Here is a 24,341-nt window from a genome sequence, read left to right on the forward strand (position 1 = left end):
GAAGCCGGCCATGACCGACAAGAGCCAACAATTTGCCAGCGACAACTACTCCGGCATTTGCCCTGAAGCCTGGGCTGCCATGGAGCAGGCCAACCACGGCCATCAGCGCGCTTATGGCGACGATGAGTGGACCGCACGAGCGGCCGATCAATTCCGCAAACTGTTCGAAACCGACTGCGAAGTGTTTTTCGCCTTCAACGGCACGGCGGCCAACTCGCTGGCGCTGTCGTCGCTGTGCCAGAGTTACCACAGCGTGATTTGCTCGGAAACCGCCCACGTCGAAACCGACGAATGCGGCGCGCCGGAGTTTTTCTCCAACGGCTCGAAACTGCTCGTGGCCCGCACCGAAAACGGCAAGCTGACCCCGGAAGCGATCCGCGAAGTGGCCCTCAAGCGCCAGGACATTCACTACCCCAAACCGCGTGTCGTGACCCTGACCCAGGCCACCGAAGTCGGCAGCGTCTACACCCCGGAAGAAATCCGTGCGATCAGCGTCACGTGCAAGGAGCTCGGCCTGAACCTGCACATGGACGGCGCGCGTTTCTCCAACGCCTGCGCGTACCTGGGCTGCACCCCGGCGGATTTGACCTGGAAGGCGGGTGTCGACGTGCTGTGCTTTGGCGGCACCAAGAACGGCATGGCCGTGGGTGAGGCGATTCTGTTCTTCAACCACAAGCTCGCTGAAGACTTTGACTATCGCTGCAAACAGGCCGGTCAACTGGCCTCGAAGATGCGTTTCCTTTCGGCACCCTGGGTCGGAATTCTGGAAAACGACGCCTGGCTCAAATACGCCCGCCACGCCAACCACTGCGCGCAGCTGCTGGCGGAACTGGTGAGCGATATTGCGGACGTGGAGCTGATGTTCCCGGTGCAGGCCAACGGCGTGTTTCTGCAACTCTCGGAACCGGCCATTGCCGCGCTGACCGCCAGGGGCTGGCGCTTCTACACGTTCATCGGCAACGGCGGCGCTCGCTTCATGTGCTCGTGGGACACCGAAGAAGCGCGCGTGCGGGAATTGGCGAAAGACATCCGTGAAGTGATGTCGCACTAATCCACTCGCCAGCCGCGATACACACACTCTGTAGCCGCTGGCCGTTTGTCGGAACTGATATTTCTGACAGTACCGCCACCACAACCCGGGCGAGTAGTTTCTGACGACCTGAAAGGGGTTTGCGCATTCTTTCGGGAATCGCTACTTATCAATCAATTGATAGGCTCACAGTATTCCAAGCAGGGAAAACCAAATGACAACTGCACCTCAAACCACGTTGAAGACCACCACTCCAATCGACCGTGATGAATACCTGAAACTTGCAAACGTCGGCGACATCTACCGTTATCAAGGGTTGCGCTTAAGGGTAAAGGAAAAAATCTTTGAGAGCCTTGGCAATGATCAGTTCGACATCATCGTTGAAACCGAAATAGAAAAATGATGCCGGATTTGTTTATCGACTGACCACTCTCCCTGGAGCAACCTTGCAAGCGATGGACGCTAACGAAAACGCGTGTTTTCTGGATGACCGCGGCGCTTTCAAGTCCATCGCGATCAAGCTTGCTCCTACCGGGATTATTGGCAGCCTGCTAGAACTCAATCCGCACATCACCCTTCGGCACGCTGCAGCACGAAAGGATGAACCCTTCCGCTTCGTCTTCTTCGGTGATCCCGCCGTTGTGGTCCATCTCGACTTGACCGCCCAGTTTCAACACCTTGCACGTCCCGCAGATCCCCATTCCGCAGGCTTTCGGGATCAACAGACCGACCTTCGCCGCAGCGGCATGCACGGTTTCACCCGGCGCCACGCGGATGCTTTTACCCGATGACACGAACTCCACCTGATGCAGATCTGCCGCATCGATTTCGGGCGCATCCGCCGCTTGTTCGGCTTGCTCCACCGCGTCGGCGCGGGCTTCCGGCGGCGTCGCGCCGAACGATTCCTCGTGATAACGCGACATGTCAAAACCAGCGGCTTCCAGCATGCGCTTGACCGCATTCATATACGGCGTCGGGCCACAACAAAAGACTTCGCGCTCGAGGTAATCGGGCGTCATCAGTTCGAGCATTTTCTGGTTCAGGTAGCCACGATAACCGGCCCACGGTTCGCCCAGACCATGCTTTTCGCAAATCAGGTGCAGGCTGAAGTTGTCGATGCGCGAGGCCATGTGTTCCAGCTCGCGATGGTAAATGATGTCTTTCGGCGAACGGGCGCTGTGGATGAATACCATATCGATGTTGCCGTTGGTGTCATAGAACCAGCGCGCCATGGACATGACCGGCGTGATGCCAACGCCGCCACTGAGGTACAACACCTTGGGCGCGGTGAAATCCATCGCATTGAACAAGCCGACCGGACCGTGCACCGCCAGCTCCTGGCCTTCGTGCAGCGTGTCATGCAGCCAGTTCGACACCTTGCCGCCCGGCACGCGCTTGATCGTCACCGAAAAGCTGTAGGGGACCGACGGCGAGCTGGAGATGGTGTAGGAGCGCATGATCGGCACGCCTTCGATTTCCAGCTCCAGAGTGACGAACTGCCCGGGTTTGAAGAAAAACAGAATCGGCTGGTCGGCCATAAAGCAGAACGTGCGCACATCCCAGGTTTCCTGGATGACTTTGACGCAACGGACAATGTGCCGACCGTTGGCCCAGGTCTGGGTCGTTACCGGATTCAGGAAGCTGTTGGACATGCTGTTCTCCACCGCCGATGCTCGGCCTTATGCTGGCGATTCTGCGTATAGCGCAGATTGCCCATTTACCTATCTGCGACATTCACATACTTATCGCGACCAGCCCGCAACTACCGGGGGTTGCGCGTCGGGAACAGAGTGGGCCATGTCGCTCGTGGATAAGGTTCTGGTGGGCGTCGGCCCCACACTCGCTGCAAACCAATACACGCTCATTACACCTTGCGCAGCAACCCAAGCAGCACCCGATTAGCCACTTTCGCCGGCCACACAGAATGGCCTTGAGGATCAAATCGATGGACGTCACCGCAAAAATTAGCCTGGGCGATCCGCTGGAACCCGCACGCAAGGCCACCGCACAGATGCTGCAAGAGCGTGAACGCACGTTCTCGTTGCCGCAGCCGTTTTACTCTGACGAGCGGCTGTTTGATATCGACATGCAGGAGATTTTTCAGAAAGAGTGGTTGATCGCCGGCATGACCTGCGAGATCCCCACCAAAGGTAACTACCTGACCCTGCAGATTGGCAAGAACCCGATCATCGTGATTCGCGGCGCCGAAGGCGTAGTGCACGCGTTTCATAACGTCTGCCGCCACCGCGGCTCGCGCCTGTGCACCAGTGAAAAAGGCAAAGTGGCGAAACTGGTCTGCCATTACCATCAATGGACCTACGAACTGGACGGTCGTCTGCTGTTCGCCGGCACCGAAATGGGCGCCGACTTCGACATGAACCAATACGGCCTCAAACCGGTGAACGTGAAGACCGCCGGCGGGTACATTTTCATCAGCCTGTCGGAGAACCCGCCGGCGATTGATGATTTTTTGTCGACGCTGAACCACTACATGGAACCGTACGACATGGAAAACACCAAGGTGGCGATCACCACCACCTTGATGGAAAAAGCCAACTGGAAACTGGTACTGGAAAACAACCGCGAGTGCTACCACTGCAACGCGTCGCACCCGGAACTGCTGAAAACCCTGCTGGAATGGGACGACGTCACCGACCCGCGCGCCGACCAGGCTTTCAAGGACCACGTCGCCGCTTCCGCCGCCGCGTGGGAAGCCGAGAAAATCCCTTACGCCCACGCCAGCTTCGGCTTGCGTAACCGCATCGTGCGCATGCCATTGCTCAAGGGCACGGTGTCGATGACCCTGGACGGCAAGCAGGGCTGCGCCAAACTGATGGGTCGCATCAAGAATCCGGACCTGGGCTCGATGCGTATCCTGCACCTGCCGCACTCGTGGAACCACTGCATGGGCGACCACATCATCGTCTTCACCGTGTGGCCGATCAGCGCGCAGGAAACCATGGTTACCACCAAGTGGATCGTGCACAAGGACGCTGTTGAAGGCGTGGATTACGATGTTGACCGCATGCGTCAAGTCTGGGATGCCACTAACGATCAGGACCGTCGCCTGGCGGAAGAGAACCAGCGCGGGATCAACTCCACTGCGTACCAGCCAGGGCCTTATTCCAAGACCTACGAGTTTGGTGTGGTGAACTTTGTGGATTGGTACAGCGAGCGTCTGCTGAACAATCTGGGGGCGGAGCCGGCGGCTTATCTCAAAGGTGTTCCAGTTCAGGGTTAAAGATCAAACAGCATCGCGAGCAAGCTTGCTCGCGATGGCGAACCCCCGAGCACCTCAGCCCCATCAGTCACCTCGCCTTCTTAAAACTGTACGAAATATGACCTATTGCGTTCGGCGCTATACCGCTCGTGGCTTCCAGTCTTCAGCAAACAACTTATCCACAGCTCCGCCCACAGTTAATGGGGACAACTTAGAGCTGGCGGGTAAATCGCTTCACGAAAACCGAATAAAAACCGTGACTTATTGAGAAGCACGTATTCTCTCAACGATTGGTTAATTTATAACCAAAGCCCTGAAAGCCGCGTAAAACAAGGCCTGTAGATGACCGCAAACACCTTATCCACAGAAGCACCAACAGAGTTTGGGGGCAAGTACTGAAACAGCGTCGACTTATCTTGAGGAACAGGCCCGTAAATATCGCAGTGCAGGCTGGCTGTGTTCTGTATGAAGGCTTGCGCGGTGCTATCTTCACGGCGCAGTGAAGGTGGTTACGTTACCCACACGGGCGTTAGCCGAAATGTGGATAACTTTGGTCAACCGCTGAAATAGCCAGCTTTCTGAAAGTTTCATCGCGAGTGTTTTGCCCATCATTCAGCGAGGTTTAACCGTTGCACTGCATACCGTGGCACCGGCAGCGTTTATCTTCGGGCCCAAGGCTTCAGGTTTGGCGTTACAGGCGACCCGTTTCAGCCTGGCAGGTTCTCCGTATAGTTCTGCCGAGCCCGCGGTGTCAGCGCACCACGCCTTCTTCAATCAGCAACTTTAAAATCGCTTCGGCACCCGCTTGCGCAGTGACGCCTTTGAGCACCTGCCCCCCGCCGCCACTGGCCTTCGCGGTTGCGGCTTTCATGCGATCGGCGCCGCTCTTCGCCTTGATCACCTTCAATCGCTTCGGCCTTGGTTTGGCAGTCTGCAAAGTCGCCACCGTGAGCAGTTCATCGTCGATGACTTCCACGTCGTCAGCCTGCAAAACACCGCGTCGAGCCGGACCATAAGCGCTCTGCCGAGGCTTTGGCGCAGCGTTATCCACAGTTGCCAGAAACGGCAGACGCACTTTCAAGCGACGTCGTTGACCACGCGGCAAGGCCTGGAGCACCAGCGCCGAACCACCGTCGATGGACTCAACCTGAGCCAGCCCCACCACCAGCGGCCAGCCGAGGCTTTCCGCCAACAGAAAAGGCAACATCCCGGAGCCCTCACCGGTTTCCGCCTGACTCCCCGTCAGTACAACCTGGGCACCGGCGTCGCGCAGGTAAACAGTCAGCGCCGGCAAGGCATCGGCACCGCTGGGCTGTTCCAGTACATGCAACTGTTCCAGGCCCATGCCCAGATACGCCCGCAACGCAGGTTCCGCCACGTCGCCGGCATGCAGCACTTGCAAGTTATCCCCAGCCAGTTGCAAACCCAGCTCCACGGCCCGCGCATCCTGCTCGGCGCGGCGCGGCCGGCCGGAGGTCGGGTGGGCGCCGATGGACACCAGGCTGATGATTTTTGTGCTCATGACCTTTTCCTTCCCTTAAGCCGCATCGCGCTTGGCATCGTTGCGATAAGCCGTGACTGCATCGATCAAGGCTTGAAGAATTTCCGCACTCTCGCCAATCACCGACAAGTCTGCGCGTTTGATCATGTCGCAGCCCGGATCCAGATTCACCGCCACCACCTTGTCGCAAGCACCGATCCCTTGCAGGTGCTGGATCGCTCCGGAGATACCCACCGCCACGTAGACCCGCGCCGTGACCCAGGTGCCGGACGCGCCGACCTGGCGATCCCGCGCCATAAAGCCATCGTCCACCGCCACGCGGGATGCGCCCTCAGTGGCACCCAATGCCTGGGCGGTTTTGTGAAAAAGCTGCCAGTCTTTGACGCCATTGCCGCCGGAGAAAATGAATTCCGCTTCGGCCATCGGAATGGCAGCCGGGTCTACCGCCACCGCGCCCAGATCTTCGATTCGCGTCAGGCTGCGCGCCACGGTTGTGGATAACTCCACCGGCAGCGCCTCATGACGGGTTTCGCTGACAGGTTCGGCACATTCGGCGGCGGCCAGAATCAGTCGTGCCACCGGCCGTGCCAAATCCTGCAGCCCGGCGCCGGCACGGCCGATACATTGCTCATCCTTGACCTGCCAGACCCGCGTGGCCGGGCGTTCGCCGATGGCTGCGGCAAACCGCCGACCCAGTTCCCCACCGCCGCTGCGGCTATCGGGCAGCAGCCAATGGCGTGGATTGAACTGGTTATCCACAGCGCGCAGTCCCTGCACGCGTTGGTCCGGCGCGTAACCGCTGAATGCTTCGCCCTCAAGCACCAGCAAGCGATCGACGCCTGCGGTCGCAAAAGCATGTTCCTTGTGTTCGCCAAACACCACGGCCAACACCGCGCCTTCCTTGCCCGCCAACTGATGCGCCAGACCAAGCAAATCACGATCGTGGCTGCTCAGGCGGCCACCGACCATGTCCGGCACGACGCTGATGTAAAACGCAGGTTCGGGCACTTGATGCAACGGCAATTGCACCTCAACGACGGCCGAACGTTTGCTCGCCCCGCCCTGCTGAGCGCCGCTGCGGTCGATACGTTTGATGCCGTTGGGGCCGATAAAACCGATGCCATGGGGATTCTTGCGGATGACGCCGTTAGGGCCCATCCAGCTGTGCTGCACCGGTTGCATGGCCGCGTGCAGCGGGTGCAGACGGTTGCGGGCGATCCACTCGGCGCGCGGGTCGCGGCGGATAATGTCGCTCATCAGTGAGCCTCCGCAGGTTCACGTTTGGCCGGGGAATTCGGCTTGTTCGCCGGCGCGTCTTCGAGCAACGCGTCGGCCACCAGTTCGGCGATGTCTTTAATCAGCGGGCGCGGTTCGACCACGCCTTCGAGCATCGCGGTGCACTGTGGACAACCCACGGCCACCAGCTCGGCGCCGGTTTCGCGGATGTCGTCCATGCGCATGTCGGGAATACGTTGTTTGCCCGGAATGTCGGTGATCGGCGCGCCGCCGCCACCGCCGCAGCAGCGCGAGCGAAAACCGGAACGTTGCATCTCTTTCACCTCGATCCCGAGCGCGCGCAGCACTTCACGCGGCGCCTCGTATTCACCGTTGTAACGGCCGAGGTAGCACGGGTCGTGATAGGTCACGCTGCTGCCTTTGTGCTGGCCGAGATTGAGCGCGCCCGCACCGATGATTTCCGCCATGTAGGTGCTGTGGTGTTGCACCAGGTAATGACCATCGAAGGCGCCGTACTCGTTTTTCAGCACATGGAAACTGTGCGGATCACAGGTGACGATGCGGTTGAAACTGTATTTGGCCAAGGTCCTGATATTGCGCTTGGCCAATAACTGGAAGGTTGCTTCGTCGCCCAGCCGTCGTGCCACATCGCCGCTGTCGCGCTCCTCCAGACCCAGCACGGCGAAGTCGACCCTGGCCGCTTTCAGCACTTTGACGAAGGCGCGCAAGGTGCGCTGGTTACGCATGTCGAAGGCACCGTCGCCGACCCAGAACAGCACGTCTACGGATTTTTTTTCGCTGAGCAGCGTGAGGTTCAAGTCCGCCGCCCAGTTCATCCGCCCCCCCGGCGCGAAACCACCCGGATTATCGGTGGCGATCAGGTTTTCCAGAACTTCGGCGCCCTTGTTCGGCGTCGCGCCTTTTTCCAGGGTCAGGTGGCGGCGCATATCCACGATGGCGTCGACATGCTCGATCATCATCGGGCATTCCTCGACGCAGGCGCGGCAAGTGGTGCAGGACCACAAGGTTTCGGCGTCGACCAGCCCGTTGACGATCGGTTGATGCGGGTTGCCAGCGTGTTCGCCGATGGGCTTGCCCGGATACGGGCTACCGGCAAATTTTGCATCGGTGCCGCCAGCCAGGCCGACGACCATGTCCTGAATCAGTTTTTTCGGATTCAACGGCTGGCCGGCCGCAAACGCCGGGCACGCCGCTTCGCACTTGCCGCACTGCACGCAGGCGTCGAAACCGAGTAGCTGGTTCCAGGTGAAATCCCTGGGTTTTTCCACGCCCAGCGGTGCGCCCGGATCATTGAGGTCCAAGGGTTTCAACCCGGTGGACCGACCGCCGCCAAAACGTTCGGCACGCCGGTGCCAGGCCAAATGCAGCGCGCCGGCGAAGGCATGTTTCATCGGCCCGCCCCAGGTCATCCCGAAGAACAATTCCGACACGCCCCAGAGCACGCCGCCAAAGAGGATCGCCGCCAGAACCCAGCCACCAAAATCTTCGGGGAGGACGCCAGCCACTGGCAGCGTCAACAGGAAAAACGATGCCGAAAACGCCAGCAGGCTTTTCGGCAGGCGCATCCACGGGCCTTTGGACAGTCGAGCCGGCGGATTCAAACGGCGCATGAACATGAAGATCGCGCCGACGAACATCACCGCCGAAGCGATCAGCAGCGCAAAACCCAGTACGCGACTGTGCAGGCCCAGACCATGCACCAGAATCGCCAGCAGCGCCGCCAGGACAAATCCGCCGGCCGTGGCCACGTGGGTGTTGGCGATGTATTTATCGCGCGCGACCACGTGGTGCAAATCGACCATGTAGCGCTTGGGCATGGCGAGCAGGCCACCGATCAGGTCGACTTTCGAAGCCCGCCCGCGGCGCCACATTGCTGCCCGCCGTAACGCGCCGAGGACAGCAAGACCCAGGGCAGCGAACAACAGAATTGGAAGAAGGGTGTTCAACATCAGAGTCACCTCAAGCGGCAAGCTTCAAGCCAAAAGCGGCAAGTAAAAGCCGGTCACCCATCGCTCTTTCTTGCAGCTTGAAGCTTGCAGCTTGTGACTGTTCTTAAAAATCCTTGCACAACCGCAGCGCGTCATAGATCGCCGCATGCACGTTGCGCTGCGCCACACAGTCGCCGATGCGAAACAGCAAATAGCCGTCGCCGCTCTGCTCCAGGCAAGGTTGCGGCTTGATCGCAAACAAGGCTTCGACGTCGATCTGGCCCTTGTTGCGCGAGCCCTCCTTCATTGCGTAATAGATTTCCTCGTCCGGACGCACGCCGTTTTCGATGACCACCTGATCAACCACCCGCTCCTCTTTGGCGCCGGTGTATTCGTTTTCCAGCACGGCGACCAGCTTGTCGCCTTCGCGGTAAACCTTCTCCAGCATCATGTCGCCGGTCATGATCACTTCTTTGGGGTACATGCTGCGGTAATAAGTCGGGAACGACGTGCCGCCCATGGCCACACCCGGTTTGATGTCATCGGTGACGATCTCGACCTGGCTGCCCTTGTCGGCAAGATAATCGGCGGTCGACATCCCGGTGAATTCACAGATGGTGTCGTAAACCAGCACGTTTTTTGCCGGCGCGACTTTGCCATCGAGGATGTCCCAGCTGCTCACCACCAAGCCTTCGGCCGCGCCCCAGTGTTCATTCTGTTCAACGAACGGATGGCCACCGACCGCGAGCACCACCACGTCGGGGCGCACGTCGAGAATGGTCGACGCATCGGCCGCCACGCCCAGGCGCAAATCGACTTTCAGCCGCGCCAACTCCAGCTGATACCAGCGGGTGATACCGGCGATCTGGTCGCGTTGCGGCGCTTTCGACGCCGTGGTGATCTGTCCGCCGATGAATTCCTTTTTCTCGAACAGCGTCACGTCGTGGCCACGTTCAGCGGCAACACGCGCCGCTTCCATCCCGGCCGGGCCGGCACCGACGACCACCACTTTGCGTTTCACCCCGGTGGTTTTTTCGATGATGTGCGGCAGGCCCATGTATTCACGGGAGGTCGCGGCGTTCTGGATGCACAGGACGTCCAGGCCCTGGTACTGACGGTCGATGCAGTAGTTGGCGCCGACGCACTGTTTGATCTGATCGATCTGGCCCATTTTGATCTTGGCAATCAGGTGCGGGTCGGCGATGTGCGCACGGGTCATGCCGACCATGTCGACGTAGCCGCCTTCCAGAATCCGCGTGGCCTGGTTCGGGTCCTTGATGTTCTGCGCGTGCAGAACCGGCGCCTTGACCACTTCCTTGATCCCGGCCGCCAGATGCAGGAAAGGCTCCGGCGGATAACTCATATTGGGAATAACGTTGGCCAGGGTGTTATGGGTGTCGCACCCCGAACCCACGACGCCGATGAAGTCGAGCATGCCGGTGTCGTCGTAGTACTTGGCGATCTGTTTCATGTCCTCATGGGACAAGCCGTCCGGGTGGAATTCGTCACCGCACAGGCGAATGCCGACGCAGAAATCCGGGCCGACTTCGGCGCGCACGGCCTTGAGCACTTCGAGGCCAAAGCGCATGCGGTTTTCGAAACTGCCGCCCCATTCGTCGTTACGTTTGTTGACGCGCGGGCTCCAGAACTGGTCGATCATGTGCTGGTGCACCGCCGAGAGTTCGACCCCGTCCAGGCCACCGGCCTTGGCCCGGCGCGCAGCCTGCGCATAGTTGCCGATCACCCGCCAGATTTCCTCCGGCTCGATGGTTTTGCAGGTGGCACGATGCACCGGCTCGCGCACGCCCGACGGCGACATCAAGGTCGGCCAGTTGAAGCCGTCCCACCGTGAGCGCCGACCCATGTGGGTAATCTGGATCATGATCTTGGCGCCGTGCTTGTGCATGGCGTCGGCCAGATTCTGGAAGTGCGGGATGATGCGGTCGGTGGACAGGTTCACCGAACTCCACCATTCCTGCGGGCTGTCGATGGCCACCACGGACGAACCGCCGCAAATGGCCAGGCCGATCCCGCCCTTGGCTTTCTCTTCGTAATACTTGACGTACCGCTCGGTGGTCATGCCGCCGTCGGTCGCGTAGACCTCGGCGTGCGCGGTGCTGAGCACACGGTTGCGGATGGTCAGTTTGCCGATCTGGATCGGCTGGAACATTGCTTCGAAAGCCATGACGGGTTCCTCGACTTACAACGGCTTGACGGTGAACAAACCGTCGTCGTGGCCTTCTTCGGAGCCACCGTAAACTTGCTCGGCAACGGTGCGGATCTGGCTGCCGCGCGCTTGCAGAATCTGGTCCATGGCGCCGGCAAACCAGCCGGTGAACATGTAGTCGACCTTGCGCCCGACCTTGCCGTACACGTAGACGAAGGCCGAGTGCTCGAGCTTGACGCTGGCAGTGCCTTTGTCGAGGTCGATGTCCTGAATTTTGAACAGGCCCCAACCGCGTTGCGACAGGCGTTTCATGTAGTGCTCGAACACCGCGACGCCTTCCAGGCCATGGCACTCGGCTTCTTTTTCACACCAGTGCCAGGCGGATTTGTAGCCGGCCTTGTAGAGGATCTCGGCGTAGGCCTCGGCGCCCAGCACTTCCTCGATGCCCATGTGGTTGTTGACGAAGAAATGCCGCGGCACGTACAACATCGGCAGGGCGTCTGAGGTCCAGACACCGGTTTCGCTGTCGACTTCGATTGGCAATTGCGGGGCGATCTTGGCCATGGAAACTTGACTCCAGAAAATTGGAAAATGATGTTATGTAGCAGCTGCCGAGGCACGAAGGCTGCGTTGCGTGTCCGCAGGTCCGCCCTTGAGGGCCGCTTCGCAGCCCGACGCAGCCTCGTGCCTCGGCAGCTGCTACAGGGAATGAGGGCTCTATTCGCCCCAGACGTTGGCTAAGACATTCACCCAGTTCTCGCCCATGATCTTGCGCACCACGCGCTCGGAATGGCCGCGCTTGAGCAGTGTTTCGGTGAGGTTCGGGAACTCGCCGACGGTACGGATGCCCAGCGGGTTGATGATCTTGCCGAAGCTGGTGAGGCGGCGGGCGTAGCCCTTGTCATGGGTCAGGTATTCGAAGAAGTCCTGGCCATGACCCTGGGTGAAGTCGGTGCCGATACCGATAGCGTCTTCACCGACCAGGTTCATGGTGTATTCGATGGCTTCGGCGTAGTCGTCGATGGTCGAATCAATGCCCTTGGCGAGGAAGGGCGCGAACATGGTCACGCCGACGAAGCCGCCGTGATCGGCGATGAACTTCAGTTCTTCATCGGATTTGTTGCGCGGGTGGACTTTCAGCCCCGACGGCAGGCAGTGCGAGTAACAGACTGGCTTCTTCGATTCCAGAATGACTTCCTCGGAAGTCTTCGAACCGACGTGGGACAGGTCGCACATCACACCGACGCGGTTCATCTCGGCAACGATTTCACGACCGAAGCCCGAGAGGCCGCCATCGCGCTCGTAGCAACCGGTGCCCACCAGGTTCTGGGTGTTGTAGCACATCTGCACGATCCCGACGCCGAGCTGCTTGAACACCTCGACATAGCCGATCTGGTCTTCGAACGCGTGAGCATTCTGGAAACCGAAGAGGATGCCGGTCTTGCCCTGCTCCTTGGCTTTGCGGATGTCGGCGGTGGTGCGCACGGGAATCACCAGGTCGCTGTTTTCGCGAATCAGTTTCTGGCTGGCGGCGATATTGTTGACGGTCGCCTGAAAGCCCTCCCACACCGACACGGTGCAGTTAGCCGCAGTCAGGCCGCCTTTGCGCATATCTTCAAACAGCTCGCGGTTCCACTTGGCGATAATCAGCCCGTCGATAACGATGCTGTCGGCGTGCAATTCGGCTGGGCTCATCAGGCTGTCCCCACTGGTCGATTCATGCGCCGAATCGTGTGCCGGCGCTTTGGGGCCAGCATATGCCTCGGTGCCTTGACGACCGGGTGCAAAAACGACAGGGGAATTGCCGAAAGCGTCAATCCGCGACAAAGGGTCGTCGCGCAACGTCACCGGCCACCTGTTCAAGGGCACCGGCATGCGCCAGAATCCGCCGCATCACTGGAAAGCCACAATAAAAAAGGGCAGCGGCGCAATGAAATCGATCTTCCTGGCTTTGGCACTGATAGCGACCGGCGTACACGCGGCCGAAGAGTCCGACATCAACCCGTGCGACGCCGTCGAAAACGACGTGCAAACCCTGGAATGCTCGGCTTACAGCCGGGCCGCCGCCGAGGGTCTTCTCGCCGAAAACTACCTCAGCCTCGGCGAGCGCATGCAGTCGCTGTACGGCAACAACCCGGCGCAGTTGAGCGACATCACCACCAAACTCAAAACGGCCCAGCAACAATGGCTGAAAACCCGCGACGCCGACTGCGCCGTGGAAGCCTTCCCGGCGACCGGGGGCAGCAAGGCGTTCACGATTGCGCAGAACGACTGCGTGGCACGGATGAGTGATGAGCGGTCGGAGTTTTTGGAGTTGATTGGGCAAGAGTAGTTTGGCAATACGGCAGCTAACTTGAGCTGTAGGCTGCACCCACATTTTGTGAAAGGGATCGACATGAAAATCTGCGGCATCGAAATCAAAGGCAGCGAAGCGATCATTGCCGTGGCGTCCCTTGACGGTCAGGTGCTGAGCCATCAGCCACTGGCGACCAAGAAAATTGCCCTGGAGGATGACGACGAAGCGGCGAATGTAAAAGTCTTTGCCGCTCACGTCGCGTCGTTTGTGCGCGAGAACTCCATCGACCGGATCGCGATCAAGAAACGCAGCAAGAAAGGCGAGTTTGCCGGTGGGCCGACCACGTTCAAGATCGAAGGCGTTTTTCAGTTGCTGGACAGTTGTGAAGTGACGCTGCTGTCACCGCAAACCATCAATGCGCAGGCGAAGAAGCACGATTTCGAGCTGCCCGGGACACTGAACAAGTATCAGCATGAAGCGTATAAAGCGGCCTGCTCGGCCCTGATGAAGAAGTAACCTGCAGCCAACACGAATCAACTGTGGGAGCCAGCCTGCTGGCGATGAGGGAGTGTCAGTCAACAACATTGTTGACTGACCAAATGCCATCGCCAGCAGGCTGGCTCCCACAATGGTTTTGTGTGAACGTCCTCAGGCCTTTGCAGTGCGCCGGTCTTCCCGCGGGCAACGCGCAAAGCGCGCCCGATAACTGCGGGTGAAATACGACGGGGATTCGAAACCGCAGGCAATGCTCACTTCCAGCACGCTCATGTCCGTTTGGCGCAGCAACTGCCGCGCCTTATCCAATCGCAAGCGCAGATAGAAATTGCTCGGCGTATCGTTCAAATGCAGGCGAAACAAACGCTCCAGTTGTCGCCGCGTCACTTTGATCGATTCCGCCAGCGCCAGCGTGCTCAGGGGCGGCTCGCTGTGCTGCTCCATCTCGCCGATGACCTGCACCAGTTTCTTGTTGCGGATGCCATAACGCGTGGCCACTTCCATGCGTTGGTGGTCTTGACGTGGACGGATGCGGCCAAGCACGAACTGTTCGCTGACCTGGATCGCCAGTTCCGGACCATGCGCCTGGGCGACGAGATCGAGCATCAGGTCGATGGAGGCAGTGCCGCCAGCCGACGTGATGCGCTTGCGGTCGATTTCGAACAGCTCCTGGGTCACGCTGAGCTGTGGATAAGATTCCTTGAACGCGTCGATGGCCTCCCAGTGCAGCGTCAGCCGATGGCCATTGAGCAGGCCCGCTTCGGCGAGGACGAAACTGCCGGTGTCGATGGCGCCCAGCGTCACACCTTCGCTGTCGAGCCGCCGCAGCCAATGCTGCAGTGCCGGCGTTGAGAATTTCAGCGGTTCGAAGCCGGCAATCACCAGCAGCGTGGCGCCTTGCTTCAAGGGTTCCAGCGCGGCATCGGCGTTGACTGACATGCCGTTGCTGGCCAACACCGCGCCGCCATCGGCACTCAGCACATGCCAGCGATACAGCTCGCCGCGAAAACGATTGGCGACGCGCAGGGGTTCTATTGCCGAGATGAAACCGATGGCCGAGAAACCCGGCATCAACAAAAAGTAGAAATCCTGGGACATTAAGCGCACTCGACTGGCAGGTAACGAGAGGCGGGTTGCGTGGAGACGTTGATACGCCAGTTACCCACGGCATTCAAGAGCACAGGTCGCTGCAGTGCAAGTGCGGGTCGCCGTAGTGCGCTTGTGCGGGGGCCAGGCTGCGTAACTTGGCATCACTGGCGCACAGATGCCCGGCCCCACAATAACGTCTGCCGAGGAACCCGACATGAAACGACTGATCAGCCGCTGTGTGCTTGCACTCGGCAGTACCGCTTTATTCAGCGCCAGCGTCCTGGCGGCCGAACCCGCTTCGTGCAAAAACGTGCGCATGGGCGTGGTCAACTGGACCGACGTGATCGCTACCAGCGCGATGACCCAGGTACTGCTCGACGGCCTCGGCTACACCACCAAACAAACCAGCGCCTCCCAGCAAATCATTTTCGCCGGGATTCGCGATCAGCGGCTGGACCTGTTCCTGGGTTACTGGAACCCGCTGATGACCCAGACCATCACGCCGTTTGTCAAGGCCAGGCAGGTCAAGGTGCTCGACGCTCCGAGCCTGAAAGACGCGCGCGCCACCCTCGCCGTGCCGACGTACCTTGCCGAAAAGGGTCTGAAAACCTTCGCCGACATCGCCAGATTCGAGAAAGAACTGGGTGGCAAGATTTACGGCATCGAACCCGGCTCGGGCGCCAATACCCAGATCAAAGCGATGATCGCCAAGAATCAGTTTGGCCTCGGCAAGTTCCAGCTGGTCGAGTCCAGCGAAGCCGGCATGCTCTCGGCAGTGGATCGTGCTGTGCGCCGCAAAGAGGCCGTGGTGTTCTTCGGCTGGGCGCCGCACCCGATGAATGTCAACGTGCAGATGACCTATCTCTCCGGCAGTGAAGATGCCTTGGGCCCGAACGAAGGTATGGCGACGGTCTGGACGGTTACCTCGCCGAACTACACGCAGCAGTGCCCGAACATCGGGCGTCTGCTGAGTAACCTGACCTACACCGCTGAAGACGAGAGCCGCATGATGCAGCCGTTGCTGGATCACAAGGACGCTCTTGAGTCCGCCAGGCAATGGCTGAAAGATCATCCGCAAGACAGGCAGCGCTGGCTCGAAGGCGTGACCACCTTCGATGGCAAGCCCGCGGCCGAGCACCTGCAACTCACCACCCAATGATGCCCTGATTGAACCACCGATTCGCAGCCCGCCGGGGCTGCGAACGGAATCATCACGCCCGCCATTCCATCAAGAACAGGAACCCGCCTCATGAACCACGACGTCATCATCACCTGCGCACTGACCGGTGCCGGCGACACCACCGCCAGAAGCCCGCATGTGCCGGTCACCCCGAAACAAATTGCCGCCGCCGCCGTGGAAGCGGCCAAGGCTGGCGCCACCGTGGTCCACTGCCATGTGCGCAATCCCGAAACCGGCAAGTTCAGCCGTGACGTCGCGCTGTATCGCGAAGTCATGGAGCGCATTCGCGAGGCCGACGTCGACATCATCGTCAACCTCACCGCCGGCATGGGCGGCGACCTGGAAATCGGCGCTGGCGAGAACCCGATGGCGTTCGGCGCCAACACCGACCTGGTCGGCCCATTGACTCGCCTGGCGCATGTCGAAGAACTGTTGCCGGAAATCTGCACCCTCGATTGCGGCACGCTGAACTTCGGTGACGGCGACACGATTTACGTCTCTACACCTGCGCAATTGCGTGCGGGCGCCAGGCGTATTCAGGAGCTGGGCGTGAAGGCCGAGCTGGAGATTTTCGACACCGGTCACCTGTGGTTTGCCAAGCAGATGATCAAGGAAGGCCTGCTCGACAACCCGTTGTTTCAACTGTGCCTGGGCATCCCGTGGGGCGCGCCGGCAGACACCACTACCATGAAAGCGATGGTCGACAACCTGCCGGCAGACGCGGTCTGGGCCGGTTTCGGCATCGGTCGCATGCAGATGCCGATGGCGGCGCAAGCGGTGCTGCTGGGCGGCAACGTGCGGGTCGGGCTGGAAGACAACATCTGGCTGGATAAGGGCGTGCTGGCGACTAACGGCCAATTGGTCGAACGCGCCTCGGAAATTCTCAGCCGCCTCGGCGCCCGGGTTCTGACCCCGGCGCAAGGCCGGGTAAAAATGGGCCTGACCCAGCGCGGCTAAACCGCAATGCAAAACCCTGTAGATCACCGAATGCTTTCAGGAACTCGCCATGACCTTTATTACTGATATCAAAACCTTCGCCGCCCTCGGCAGCGGTGTCATCGGCAGCGGCTGGGTAGCCCGCGCGCTCGCCCACGGCCTCGATGTGGTGGCCTGGGACCCGGCGCCCGGCGCCGAAGCTGCGCTGCGCAAACGCGTCGCCAATGCCTGGGGCGCGCTGGAGAAACAAGGGCTGGCGCCGGGCGCCTCACAGGACCGTCTGCGCGTTGTCGCGACCATTGAAGAATGTGTTCGCGAGGCTGATTTCATCCAGGAAAGCGCGCCTGAGCGGCTGGATCTGAAACTGCAACTGCACAGCAAAATAAGCGCCGCCGCCAAGCCGAATGCGCTGATCGGCTCCAGTACTTCAGGCCTGCTGCCCAGCGAGTTTTACGAAAGCTCGACGCACCCGGAACGTTGCGTGGTCGGGCACCCGTTCAACCCCGTTTATCTGCTGCCACTGGTGGAAGTGGTGGGCGGTAAAAACACGGCGCCCGAAGCGGTGCAAGCGGCGATGAAAGTGTATGGGGCATTGGGCATGCGGCCGTTGCATGTGCGCAAGGAAGTGCCCGGTTTTATCGCTGACCGTTTGCTTGAGGCGTTGTGGCGCGAGGCGTTGCATCTGGTCAACGACGGTATGGCGACGACCGGGGAGATCGATGATGCAATCCGTTTTGGCGCGGGTTTGCGCTGGTCATTCATGGGGACATTTCTGACCTATACGCTCGCGGGTGGCGATGCGGGAATGCGCCACTTCATGGCCCAGTTCGGGCCGGCGTTGCAGTTGCCGTGGACGTATCTGCCGGCACCCGAGCTGACCGATAAATTGATTGATGATGTGGTGGATGGCACCCGTGATCAACTCGGCAGACACAGTATTTCGGCGCTTGAACGTTATCGCGATGATTGCTTGCTGGCGGTGCTGGAGGCAGTGAAGACCACCAAGCAAAACCACGGGATGGCGTTCAGCGAATAATCGGCCAGCAACACGGACCTCATCGCTAGCAGGCCCACATTGGAACGCGGTCACCTGTGGGAGCTAGCCTGCTAGCGATGACGATAGCCGAATCTCCACTTGTTCCGGATCAGACATCATGCCCACCCTCACCACCTGCCAAACCAGAATCATCCCCGACTGGGTCGACTACAATGGCCATCTGCGCGACGCTTTTTACCTGCTGATATTCAGCTACGCCACGGACGCCTTGATGGACCGTCTGGGCATGGACAGCAACAATCGCGAAGCCAGCGGCCATTCACTGTTCACACTCGAAGTGCACCTCAATTACCTGCACGAAGTGAAACTCGATGCCGACGTCGAAGTGCACACGCAAATCATCGGCCACGACAGCAAACGCCTGCACCTCTACCACAGCCTGCATGTGATCGGTGATGACAAGGAACTGGCCGGGAATGAACAGATGCTGCTGCACGTTGACCTCGACGGGCCGCGCTCAGCACCCTTCGGCGAAGAAACGCTGCACAAACTGCAAGCCATCGTCGCCGGTCAAGCAGACCTGCCCGCCCCTCAATACACCGGTCGCGTGATTGCCCTGCCTGCCAGAAAATAATCGGGTGATTGCAGCAGTGGACCGCGCTATCGTTCTTCGCGGGCAAGCCACGCTCCCACAGGTTTTGCGTCGCTCAACGCATTGGCGGCTGACCTCAATCCTGTGGGAGCGATTTCCACAGGCAAAAAAAACCCCGATCAAGCCGTGCCAGGACCGGGGCAGAGGTGGGTCTGTTGAGGAGCTGTTGCGCGAGGGTGACCAAACCTTCGTGTAGTCAGCTGAGGCCAGTGTGCCTTCTCCCGTTCGCGGCAAGTTAGCCGAAAACGACCTGTTCATAGGTATCGCGGCCATCACGACAAAACGGCCTTGCCGCCTCCCCCCGGCCCTTCCAGAATCGAACCACGACCCCATTCTCCAAAGAAGGATTCGCGTCATGATGCACGCCGATTTGATCGATCAGGAAGACCTGCTGGGCCAGCTGAAATCGTTGGGTTTTCAAGTACCGAGCGGTGCCACGGCCGAGCAGGCTTGCGAGTGTGCGGTGCGAGGGCTGAACGATGAACGGGCGATGACCCTGCGCACGATGGTCAAGCACATGTACACCAGCAGCGCGACCATCCTGCCGGCCGTGCGCCAGGCCATCGACAAACAGCTGTTGCCGGCGTTGGCGGAGTATCAGCAGAGCCGTAGCACCTGATAGCCTGTGGCGAGGGGGCTTGCCCCCGTTGGGTCGCGAAGCGGCCCTGAAATCTTTGCGACTGCTAAGCAGCCGAACGGGGGCAAGCCCCCTCGCCACAACGGTTTAGAGCCGGACGCTGGCAAATGTCGACTCGTTCCGCGCCTGACTCAACGCCGACAATGGCCCGGACAACGGCGACAGCACCAGCGCTTGTGGCAGCGGCATCATCGCCACTTGTTGTGTGGTGTTGGAACCGACGCGTTCGTCACGCGGCGGAATGCCGAAGTATTCGCGGTAGCACTTGGAGAAGTGCGGTGTGGAGACGAAGCCGCAGACCGACGCCACTTCGATGATCGACATCGGCGTTTGTTTGAGCAGCTGCCGAGCACGAATCAGGCGCAGTTTCAGGTAATAGCGCGACGGCGAGCAGTGCAGGTACTTCTGGAACAGGCGCTCCAGCTGACGCCGCGACACAGCGACGTACACCGCCAGTTCATCGAGGTCGATCGGCTCTTCGAGGTTGGCCTCCATCAGCGCGACAATTTCCTGCAACTTCGGCTGGTTGGTGCCGAGCATGTGCTTGAGCGGTACGCGCTGGTGATCCTGCTCGTTGCGGATGCGCTCGTAGACGAACATCTCAGAGATCGCGGCGGACAGTTCACGCCCGTGGTCGCGGCTGATCAGGTGCAGCATCATGTCCAACGGCGCGGTGCCGCCAGAGCTGGTAAAACGGTTACGGTCGAGGGTGAACAGGCGCGTGCTCATGGCCACACGCGGGAACGCTTCCTGCATCGCGGCCAGGCATTCCCAGTGCACGCTGCAATCGAACCCGTCGAGCAGGCCGGCGCAGGCCAACGCCCAACTGCCGGTGCAGACTGCGCCGAGACGCCTGGACTGACGCGCCTGGCTCTGCAGCCACGACACGTGTTCGCGGGTGACGGTGCGCTGGATGCCGATGCCGCCGCAAACGATGATGGTGTCCAGGGAAGGTGCTTTGTGCATGGAGGCATCAGGCGTGATTTGCAGACCGTCACTGGCCCAGACCTGACCGCCATCGACGGTGAGCGTGGTCCAGCGATACAGCTCGCGACCGGACAACTGGTTGGCCATGCGCAGCGGTTCCACTGCAGAGGCCAAAGAAATCAGCGTGAAATTGTCCAGCAGCAAAAAGCCGATGGATTGAGGCGCACGGTTCTGGGGTTGGGCCCCGGAGTTGAACGTCGTCATCGTGGTATCTCCTCACACAAAGCGGGTGATGGCCTCAGGCGGAGGCTCTTGTTATTGCCATCGTTCTCGCGTGGGAGACGGGCTTTGATATGAAAGAGCAATTGCCATGCCTAAAATTGAATGCGCGTTCAATAACTCCTGAAAACGACCTCTGAGTGTGTCTGGATATGACGTGCACAGACGGTGGAATTCAAGTGCCATCAATGGCTGCAAGTGATGGGTTTCAACGGGTGTGAGCAGATCGGTAGCACTTGTGGGAACAGGGCTGCGAGGGGTTGGCAGAGAGTGTCACCGCAAGCACGGGTGACGGGTGGTTGTGACCGGTATTTATCTTTCCCCCGCAGAGCGCGGCTTATCTGTAAGCGACGCGCCGAAACGTGGCGCGTTTGGAATGGCGTGCTCACTTAGCGCGCAGTTTTGATTGGTGTGAAGCAAATGAAGTCCCCTGTGGCGAGGGGGCTTGCCCGGGACTGTCAGAAATTTTGTGTTCGGGCATAACATGAGCAAGAGGTGCATGTATGCCAACCAAAAAGAAACCCGCGTTGCGAGAATTACCAAAAATACCGAAAGAGCTGCTCGAGCAGTTTGCTGACGGGCCGATGACCGCTGAAGCCATCGAGGATGCGTCTGCGGCGTTCAAGAAGGCTCTGATCGAGCGAGCCTTGAACGCCGAACTCGGCCATCATCTGGGCTATCCGCCGGGCGCGCAGCGCCCCGAGGATGAAACCAACCAGCGCAATGGGAAAAGCGCTAAGACGGTTCTGACCGGTGACGGCCCGCTGCGGCTGGATATTCCCCGCGACCGAGACGGTAGTTTTTCACCCATTCTGATTCCGAAACACGAGCGGCGGTACACCGGCTTCGACGACAAGATCATCGCCATGTATGCCCGTGGAATGACTGTCCGGGAAATCCGTGCATTTCTCTCCGAGCAATATGGGACGGATGTCTCGCCTGACTTCATCAGCTCTGTCACCAGCGAAGTCATGGACGAAATCACTTCGTGGCAACAGCGGCCTTTAGAACCGATGTACCCGGTCATTTTCTTTGATGCCCTGCGCGTCAAAATCCGTGAAGAGGGCTTGGTGCGCAACAAGGCAATCTATTTGGCATTAGGGGTTTTGCCCGATGGAACGCGCGATATTCTGGGGATCTGGATCGAGAACACTGAGGGTGCAAAGTTCTGGATGAAGGTTTTCAACGACCTCAAGACACGCGGCGTCGGTGATGTGCTGATCGCTGTAACAGACGGCCTAAAAGGCATGCCAGAAGCCTTGAGCGCGGTGTTTCCGGCGACGACGTTGCAAACCTGCATCGTTCATCTGATCCGCAATAGCCTTGATTACGCGGCGTGGGATAAGCGCCGGGAACTGGCCAAAGCGCTCAAGCCGGTCTATCAGGCAGTCACCGCCGAAGCGGCCGAACAGGCGCTGGATGCTTTTGAAAACGGTCCATGGGGCAAGCAGTATCCGACGGTAGTGGCAGCCTGGCGGCGCGCTTGGGATCGAGTAATTCCATTCTTCGTCTTCCCGCCCGCCATTCGAAAAGTGATCTACACAACCAACGCAATCGAGAGCATCAACGCTCAGCTACGCAAGATCATCAAGACCCGCGGGCACTTCCCAACCGACGATGCGGCAACCAAGCTGATCTGGCTGGCACTACAAAACATCACCGCCAATTGGGGCAGCGCGGCGCACGACTGGAAGAGTGCAATGAATCAATTTGCAATTCTGTACGGAGACAGATTTATCAGGCCGACCTGGTAAAAATACGGCCTGCCTGACGGCAGGCCATTACCGGCCCGCACACAAAAAATCTGATACTCCCGCTTGCCCCCGTTCGGCTGCGCAGCAGACGCAAAGATTCAGGGCCGCTGCGCGACCCAACGGGGGCAAGCCCCCTCGCCACAAAATCGCCCTGCCACAGCATTCTCTTTGCCATGGAAATCCCATCGGCACAGGTTTCTCATCTCAACACTCCACCGCACTCACCGCCAACCCGCCCCGAGAAGTTTCTTTATATTTGTCATGCATATCCGCCCCGGTATCGCGCATGGTGCGAATCACCCGGTCCAGCGAGATAAAGTGCTGACCATCCCCACGTAACGCCATTTGCGCAGCATTGATCGCCTTCACCGCCGCAATCGCATTGCGTTCGATGCACGGCACCTGCACCAGCCCGCCGACCGGATCGCAGGTGAGTCCGAGGTTATGCTCCAGACCGATCTCCGCCGCGTTGCACAATTGCTCCGGCGTGGCACCCAGAATTTCCGCCAAACCCGCCGCAGCCATGGCGCATGCCGAACCAACCTCGCCCTGACAGCCGACTTCCGCGCCGGAAATCGATGCGTTCTTCTTGCACAGAATCCCCACCGCCGCCGCACTGAGCAAGTAGTCGACCACGTTGGCTTCGGTCACCACCTCGCTGAACTTCATGAAGTAGTGCAACACCGCCGGAATGATCCCTGCCGCGCCATTGGTCGGCGCCGTAACCATACGCCCGCCGGCCGCGTTTTCTTCATTGACCGCCAGGGCGAACAGGTTGACCCATTCCATCGCACTGAGTGTCGAGCCGATCACGTTGGGCTTGTTCAGCTCCTGCAAACTGCGATGCAGTTTTGCCGCACGGCGCCGCACATTCAGACCGCCAGGCAGGATGCCTTCGTGCTTGAGGCCTTGCTCGACGCAATCTTGCATGGCGCGCCAAAGCGTCATCAGGCCGGCGCGGATTTCTTCTTCGCTGCGCCAGACCTTTTCGTTCGCCATCATCAATTCGGCAACGCGCAGGTTGTGCCGTTTGCACAGGCCGAGCAGTTCGACCGCGCTGGAAAAATCGTAAGGCAACACGGTGCGATCAAGGTCCACTACGCCGCTGCAAGCTTGCTGCTCATCGACCACGAAACCGCCGCCGATGGAATAGTAGGTGTCGCGATGCAGCTCGCCCTCATCGCCTTCGGCAACCAGGGTCATGGCATTAGGATGGAACGGCAGGTTTTCATCGATCAGGCGCATGTCCCGCGTCCACGTGAATGAAATCGGGAAGCGACCGTCGAGCAGCAGCGTGCCGGTTTCCCGCAGCGCTGCGATGCGGATGCCGATCAGCGACGGATCGATCGCATCCGGCCATTCGCCCATCAAGCCCATGATCACCGCGTTGTCGCTGCCGTGCCCGATGCCGGTGGCGGACAGCGAACCAAACAGCTGAACTTCGACGCGTCGCACGCGCTCCAAAAGACCCTGCTCACGTAAACCTTGCACGAACAGCGCTGCGGCGCGCATCGGTCCCACGGTGTGCGAGCTGGACGGGCCGATGCCGATTTTGAACAAGTCGAAAACGCTGATAGCCATGACTGCCGAACTCCTGGATGTACCAACTCCCGGCGCAAAAGCGCCCGGTGACGGAGCTGCTACGCTCAAGCTGCAATCCGTCGGGATGGCCGCATCATCAGGCTTTTACTGCGTCGTCCGGCGTCTGACACCGACGCGATCATGCCCACTAACGCCGCACGGGTCTGACGCACCGCTTTCGCCGTTTTCTGGCGGCCCGGCTCGGTAATCGGGGCCGAAAAAAGCTGTAAACGACGTCACCGACACTGGATGCGACCATCCCTGTACTGGTTACGACGCACCCTGTAGGCGTCAGATTTTCACTGGTACATGATCGTATCGACTCGATTGCAAGGCGCCGCGGTAGAGATGTCTTCAAAACGCCATCCAACCGCAACCTATAAGTGCGGTGGTCCAGTCGGAACACTGCCAAAAA

Annotated in this window: 21 protein-coding genes; 11 read left to right on the forward strand and 10 right to left on the reverse strand. The window is 59.7% G+C overall.

Going from position 1 to position 24,341, the window contains the following annotated elements; translation table 11 throughout:
* Positions 1–10: 10 nt before the first annotated feature.
* Positions 11–1,051, forward strand: a complete 1,041-nt coding sequence (locus tag ACYZT1_RS23165) for a threonine aldolase family protein (protein WP_462016857.1) — start codon at positions 11–13, stop codon at positions 1,049–1,051.
* Positions 1,052–1,244: 193 nt separating this feature from the next.
* Complete coding sequence (locus ACYZT1_RS23170) at positions 1,245–1,433, forward strand: hypothetical protein (protein WP_462016858.1); 189 nt, start codon at positions 1,245–1,247, stop codon at positions 1,431–1,433.
* Between the two features lie 148 nt (positions 1,434–1,581).
* On the opposite strand, the gene gbcB is transcribed toward ACYZT1_RS23170, so the two are convergent.
* The gene (gene gbcB / locus ACYZT1_RS23175) at positions 1,582–2,682 is read right to left on the reverse strand and encodes a glycine-betaine demethylase subunit GbcB (protein ID WP_462016859.1); all 1,101 of its coding nucleotides are present in this window, start codon (positions 2,680–2,682) and stop codon (positions 1,582–1,584) included.
* Positions 2,683–2,975: 293 nt separating this feature from the next.
* Between gbcB and gbcA the strand changes: the two genes are divergently transcribed.
* Entirely contained in the window at positions 2,976–4,271 is a 1,296-nt protein-coding gene (gbcA, locus tag ACYZT1_RS23180) for a glycine-betaine demethylase subunit GbcA (RefSeq protein ID WP_462016860.1), read from the forward strand.
* Positions 4,272–5,001: 730 nt separating this feature from the next.
* Here the strand turns inward: gbcA and etfB are convergent.
* The 6 genes from etfB to ACYZT1_RS23210 form a co-directional block, all read right to left on the reverse strand.
* Positions 5,002–5,772, reverse strand: a complete 771-nt coding sequence (gene etfB / locus ACYZT1_RS23185) for an electron transfer flavoprotein subunit beta (RefSeq protein ID WP_462016861.1) — start codon at positions 5,770–5,772, stop codon at positions 5,002–5,004.
* A gap of 15 nt (positions 5,773–5,787) precedes the next feature.
* A complete protein-coding gene (gene etfA, locus ACYZT1_RS23190; RefSeq protein WP_462016862.1) occupies positions 5,788–7,008 on the reverse strand; it encodes an electron transfer flavoprotein subunit alpha in 1,221 nt (406 codons plus the stop codon).
* Positions 7,008–8,957: a dimethylglycine demethylation protein DgcB gene (gene dgcB / locus ACYZT1_RS23195; RefSeq protein ID WP_462016863.1), complete on the reverse strand. Its 1,950-nt coding sequence runs from the start codon at positions 8,955–8,957 to the stop codon at positions 7,008–7,010. The genes etfA and dgcB overlap by 1 nt, the downstream gene beginning before the upstream one ends.
* Before the next feature lie 103 nt (positions 8,958–9,060).
* Complete coding sequence (gene dgcA, locus ACYZT1_RS23200; protein WP_462016864.1) at positions 9,061–11,121, reverse strand: dimethylglycine demethylation protein DgcA; 2,061 nt, start codon at positions 11,119–11,121, stop codon at positions 9,061–9,063.
* Positions 11,122–11,136: 15 nt separating this feature from the next.
* A complete protein-coding gene (locus ACYZT1_RS23205) occupies positions 11,137–11,667 on the reverse strand; it encodes a DUF5943 domain-containing protein (protein WP_027606002.1) in 531 nt (176 codons plus the stop codon).
* 153 nt (positions 11,668–11,820) lie between these two features.
* On the reverse strand, positions 11,821–12,798 hold the full coding sequence (locus tag ACYZT1_RS23210; RefSeq protein WP_462016865.1) for a dipeptidase: 978 nt from the start codon (positions 12,796–12,798) through the stop codon (positions 11,821–11,823).
* Positions 12,799–13,033: 235 nt separating this feature from the next.
* Here ACYZT1_RS23210 and ACYZT1_RS23215 point away from each other — a divergent pair, with 235 nt between their 5' ends.
* Complete coding sequence (locus tag ACYZT1_RS23215) at positions 13,034–13,435, forward strand: lysozyme inhibitor LprI family protein (RefSeq protein ID WP_462019307.1); 402 nt, start codon at positions 13,034–13,036, stop codon at positions 13,433–13,435.
* Positions 13,436–13,498: 63 nt separating this feature from the next.
* Positions 13,499–13,915, forward strand: coding sequence for a DUF3010 family protein (locus tag ACYZT1_RS23220; RefSeq protein ID WP_462016866.1), 417 nt, complete (start codon positions 13,499–13,501; stop codon positions 13,913–13,915).
* Positions 13,916–14,047: 132 nt separating this feature from the next.
* Here the strand turns inward: ACYZT1_RS23220 and ACYZT1_RS23225 are convergent, their stop codons facing one another.
* Positions 14,048–14,992, reverse strand: a complete 945-nt coding sequence (locus ACYZT1_RS23225) for a GlxA family transcriptional regulator (RefSeq protein ID WP_462016867.1) — start codon at positions 14,990–14,992, stop codon at positions 14,048–14,050.
* A 205-nt stretch (positions 14,993–15,197) separates the two neighbouring features.
* Here ACYZT1_RS23225 and ACYZT1_RS23230 point away from each other — a divergent pair, with 205 nt between their 5' ends.
* The 5 genes from ACYZT1_RS23230 to ACYZT1_RS23250 all read left to right on the forward strand — a co-directional run bounded on the left by ACYZT1_RS23230 (position 15,198) and on the right by ACYZT1_RS23250 (position 19,367).
* Positions 15,198–16,142, forward strand: coding sequence for a choline ABC transporter substrate-binding protein (locus ACYZT1_RS23230; protein ID WP_462016868.1), 945 nt, complete (start codon positions 15,198–15,200; stop codon positions 16,140–16,142).
* Positions 16,143–16,232: 90 nt separating this feature from the next.
* Positions 16,233–17,120, forward strand: a complete 888-nt coding sequence (locus ACYZT1_RS23235) for a beta-keto acid cleavage family enzyme (RefSeq protein ID WP_462016869.1) — start codon at positions 16,233–16,235, stop codon at positions 17,118–17,120.
* A gap of 49 nt (positions 17,121–17,169) precedes the next feature.
* A complete protein-coding gene (locus tag ACYZT1_RS23240; protein WP_462016870.1) occupies positions 17,170–18,135 on the forward strand; it encodes an L-carnitine dehydrogenase in 966 nt (321 codons plus the stop codon).
* A 118-nt stretch (positions 18,136–18,253) separates the two neighbouring features.
* On the forward strand, positions 18,254–18,730 hold the full coding sequence (locus tag ACYZT1_RS23245) for a thioesterase family protein (RefSeq protein ID WP_462016871.1): 477 nt from the start codon (positions 18,254–18,256) through the stop codon (positions 18,728–18,730).
* 373 nt (positions 18,731–19,103) lie between these two features.
* Positions 19,104–19,367, forward strand: coding sequence for a hypothetical protein (locus tag ACYZT1_RS23250; protein ID WP_462016872.1), 264 nt, complete (start codon positions 19,104–19,106; stop codon positions 19,365–19,367).
* A 105-nt stretch (positions 19,368–19,472) separates the two neighbouring features.
* Here the strand turns inward: ACYZT1_RS23250 and gbdR are convergent, their stop codons facing one another.
* Positions 19,473–20,576: a choline metabolism transcriptional regulator GbdR gene (gene gbdR, locus ACYZT1_RS23255; protein ID WP_462016873.1), complete on the reverse strand. Its 1,104-nt coding sequence runs from the start codon at positions 20,574–20,576 to the stop codon at positions 19,473–19,475.
* 518 nt (positions 20,577–21,094) lie between these two features.
* Between gbdR and ACYZT1_RS23260 the strand changes: the two genes are divergently transcribed.
* The gene (locus ACYZT1_RS23260) at positions 21,095–22,345 is read left to right on the forward strand and encodes an IS256 family transposase (RefSeq protein WP_462015414.1); all 1,251 of its coding nucleotides are present in this window, start codon (positions 21,095–21,097) and stop codon (positions 22,343–22,345) included.
* 204 nt (positions 22,346–22,549) lie between these two features.
* Here ACYZT1_RS23260 and ACYZT1_RS23265 read toward each other — a convergent pair whose 3' ends face one another.
* Complete coding sequence (locus tag ACYZT1_RS23265) at positions 22,550–23,926, reverse strand: L-serine ammonia-lyase (protein ID WP_462016874.1); 1,377 nt, start codon at positions 23,924–23,926, stop codon at positions 22,550–22,552.
* Positions 23,927–24,341 lie beyond the last annotated feature (415 nt).

The sequence above is a fragment of the Pseudomonas sp. PB3P13 genome (assembly GCF_054897735.1).

Excerpts from the sequence above, each read along its gene's own strand:
- ACYZT1_RS23165 (WP_462016857.1), top strand. The coding sequence starts at position 11 with ATGACCGACAAGAGCCAACAATTTGCCAGCGACAACTACTCCGGCATT.
- ACYZT1_RS23170 (WP_462016858.1), top strand. The coding sequence starts at position 1,245 with ATGACAACTGCACCTCAAACCACGTTGAAGACCACCACTCCAATCGAC.
- gbcB (WP_462016859.1), bottom strand. The coding sequence starts at position 2,682 with ATGTCCAACAGCTTCCTGAATCCGGTAACGACCCAGACCTGGGCCAAC.
- gbcA (WP_462016860.1), top strand. The coding sequence starts at position 2,976 with ATGGACGTCACCGCAAAAATTAGCCTGGGCGATCCGCTGGAACCCGCA.
- etfB (WP_462016861.1), bottom strand. The coding sequence starts at position 5,772 with ATGAGCACAAAAATCATCAGCCTGGTGTCCATCGGCGCCCACCCGACC.
- etfA (WP_462016862.1), bottom strand. The coding sequence starts at position 7,008 with ATGAGCGACATTATCCGCCGCGACCCGCGCGCCGAGTGGATCGCCCGC.
- dgcB (WP_462016863.1), bottom strand. The coding sequence starts at position 8,957 with ATGTTGAACACCCTTCTTCCAATTCTGTTGTTCGCTGCCCTGGGTCTT.
- dgcA (WP_462016864.1), bottom strand. The coding sequence starts at position 11,121 with ATGGCTTTCGAAGCAATGTTCCAGCCGATCCAGATCGGCAAACTGACC.
- ACYZT1_RS23205 (WP_027606002.1), bottom strand. The coding sequence starts at position 11,667 with ATGGCCAAGATCGCCCCGCAATTGCCAATCGAAGTCGACAGCGAAACC.
- ACYZT1_RS23210 (WP_462016865.1), bottom strand. The coding sequence starts at position 12,798 with ATGAGCCCAGCCGAATTGCACGCCGACAGCATCGTTATCGACGGGCTG.
- ACYZT1_RS23215 (WP_462019307.1), top strand. The coding sequence starts at position 13,034 with ATGAAATCGATCTTCCTGGCTTTGGCACTGATAGCGACCGGCGTACAC.
- ACYZT1_RS23220 (WP_462016866.1), top strand. The coding sequence starts at position 13,499 with ATGAAAATCTGCGGCATCGAAATCAAAGGCAGCGAAGCGATCATTGCC.
- ACYZT1_RS23225 (WP_462016867.1), bottom strand. The coding sequence starts at position 14,992 with ATGTCCCAGGATTTCTACTTTTTGTTGATGCCGGGTTTCTCGGCCATC.
- ACYZT1_RS23230 (WP_462016868.1), top strand. The coding sequence starts at position 15,198 with ATGAAACGACTGATCAGCCGCTGTGTGCTTGCACTCGGCAGTACCGCT.
- ACYZT1_RS23235 (WP_462016869.1), top strand. The coding sequence starts at position 16,233 with ATGAACCACGACGTCATCATCACCTGCGCACTGACCGGTGCCGGCGAC.
- ACYZT1_RS23240 (WP_462016870.1), top strand. The coding sequence starts at position 17,170 with ATGACCTTTATTACTGATATCAAAACCTTCGCCGCCCTCGGCAGCGGT.
- ACYZT1_RS23245 (WP_462016871.1), top strand. The coding sequence starts at position 18,254 with ATGCCCACCCTCACCACCTGCCAAACCAGAATCATCCCCGACTGGGTC.
- ACYZT1_RS23250 (WP_462016872.1), top strand. The coding sequence starts at position 19,104 with ATGATGCACGCCGATTTGATCGATCAGGAAGACCTGCTGGGCCAGCTG.
- gbdR (WP_462016873.1), bottom strand. The coding sequence starts at position 20,576 with ATGACGACGTTCAACTCCGGGGCCCAACCCCAGAACCGTGCGCCTCAA.
- ACYZT1_RS23260 (WP_462015414.1), top strand. The coding sequence starts at position 21,095 with ATGCCAACCAAAAAGAAACCCGCGTTGCGAGAATTACCAAAAATACCG.
- ACYZT1_RS23265 (WP_462016874.1), bottom strand. The coding sequence starts at position 23,926 with ATGGCTATCAGCGTTTTCGACTTGTTCAAAATCGGCATCGGCCCGTCC.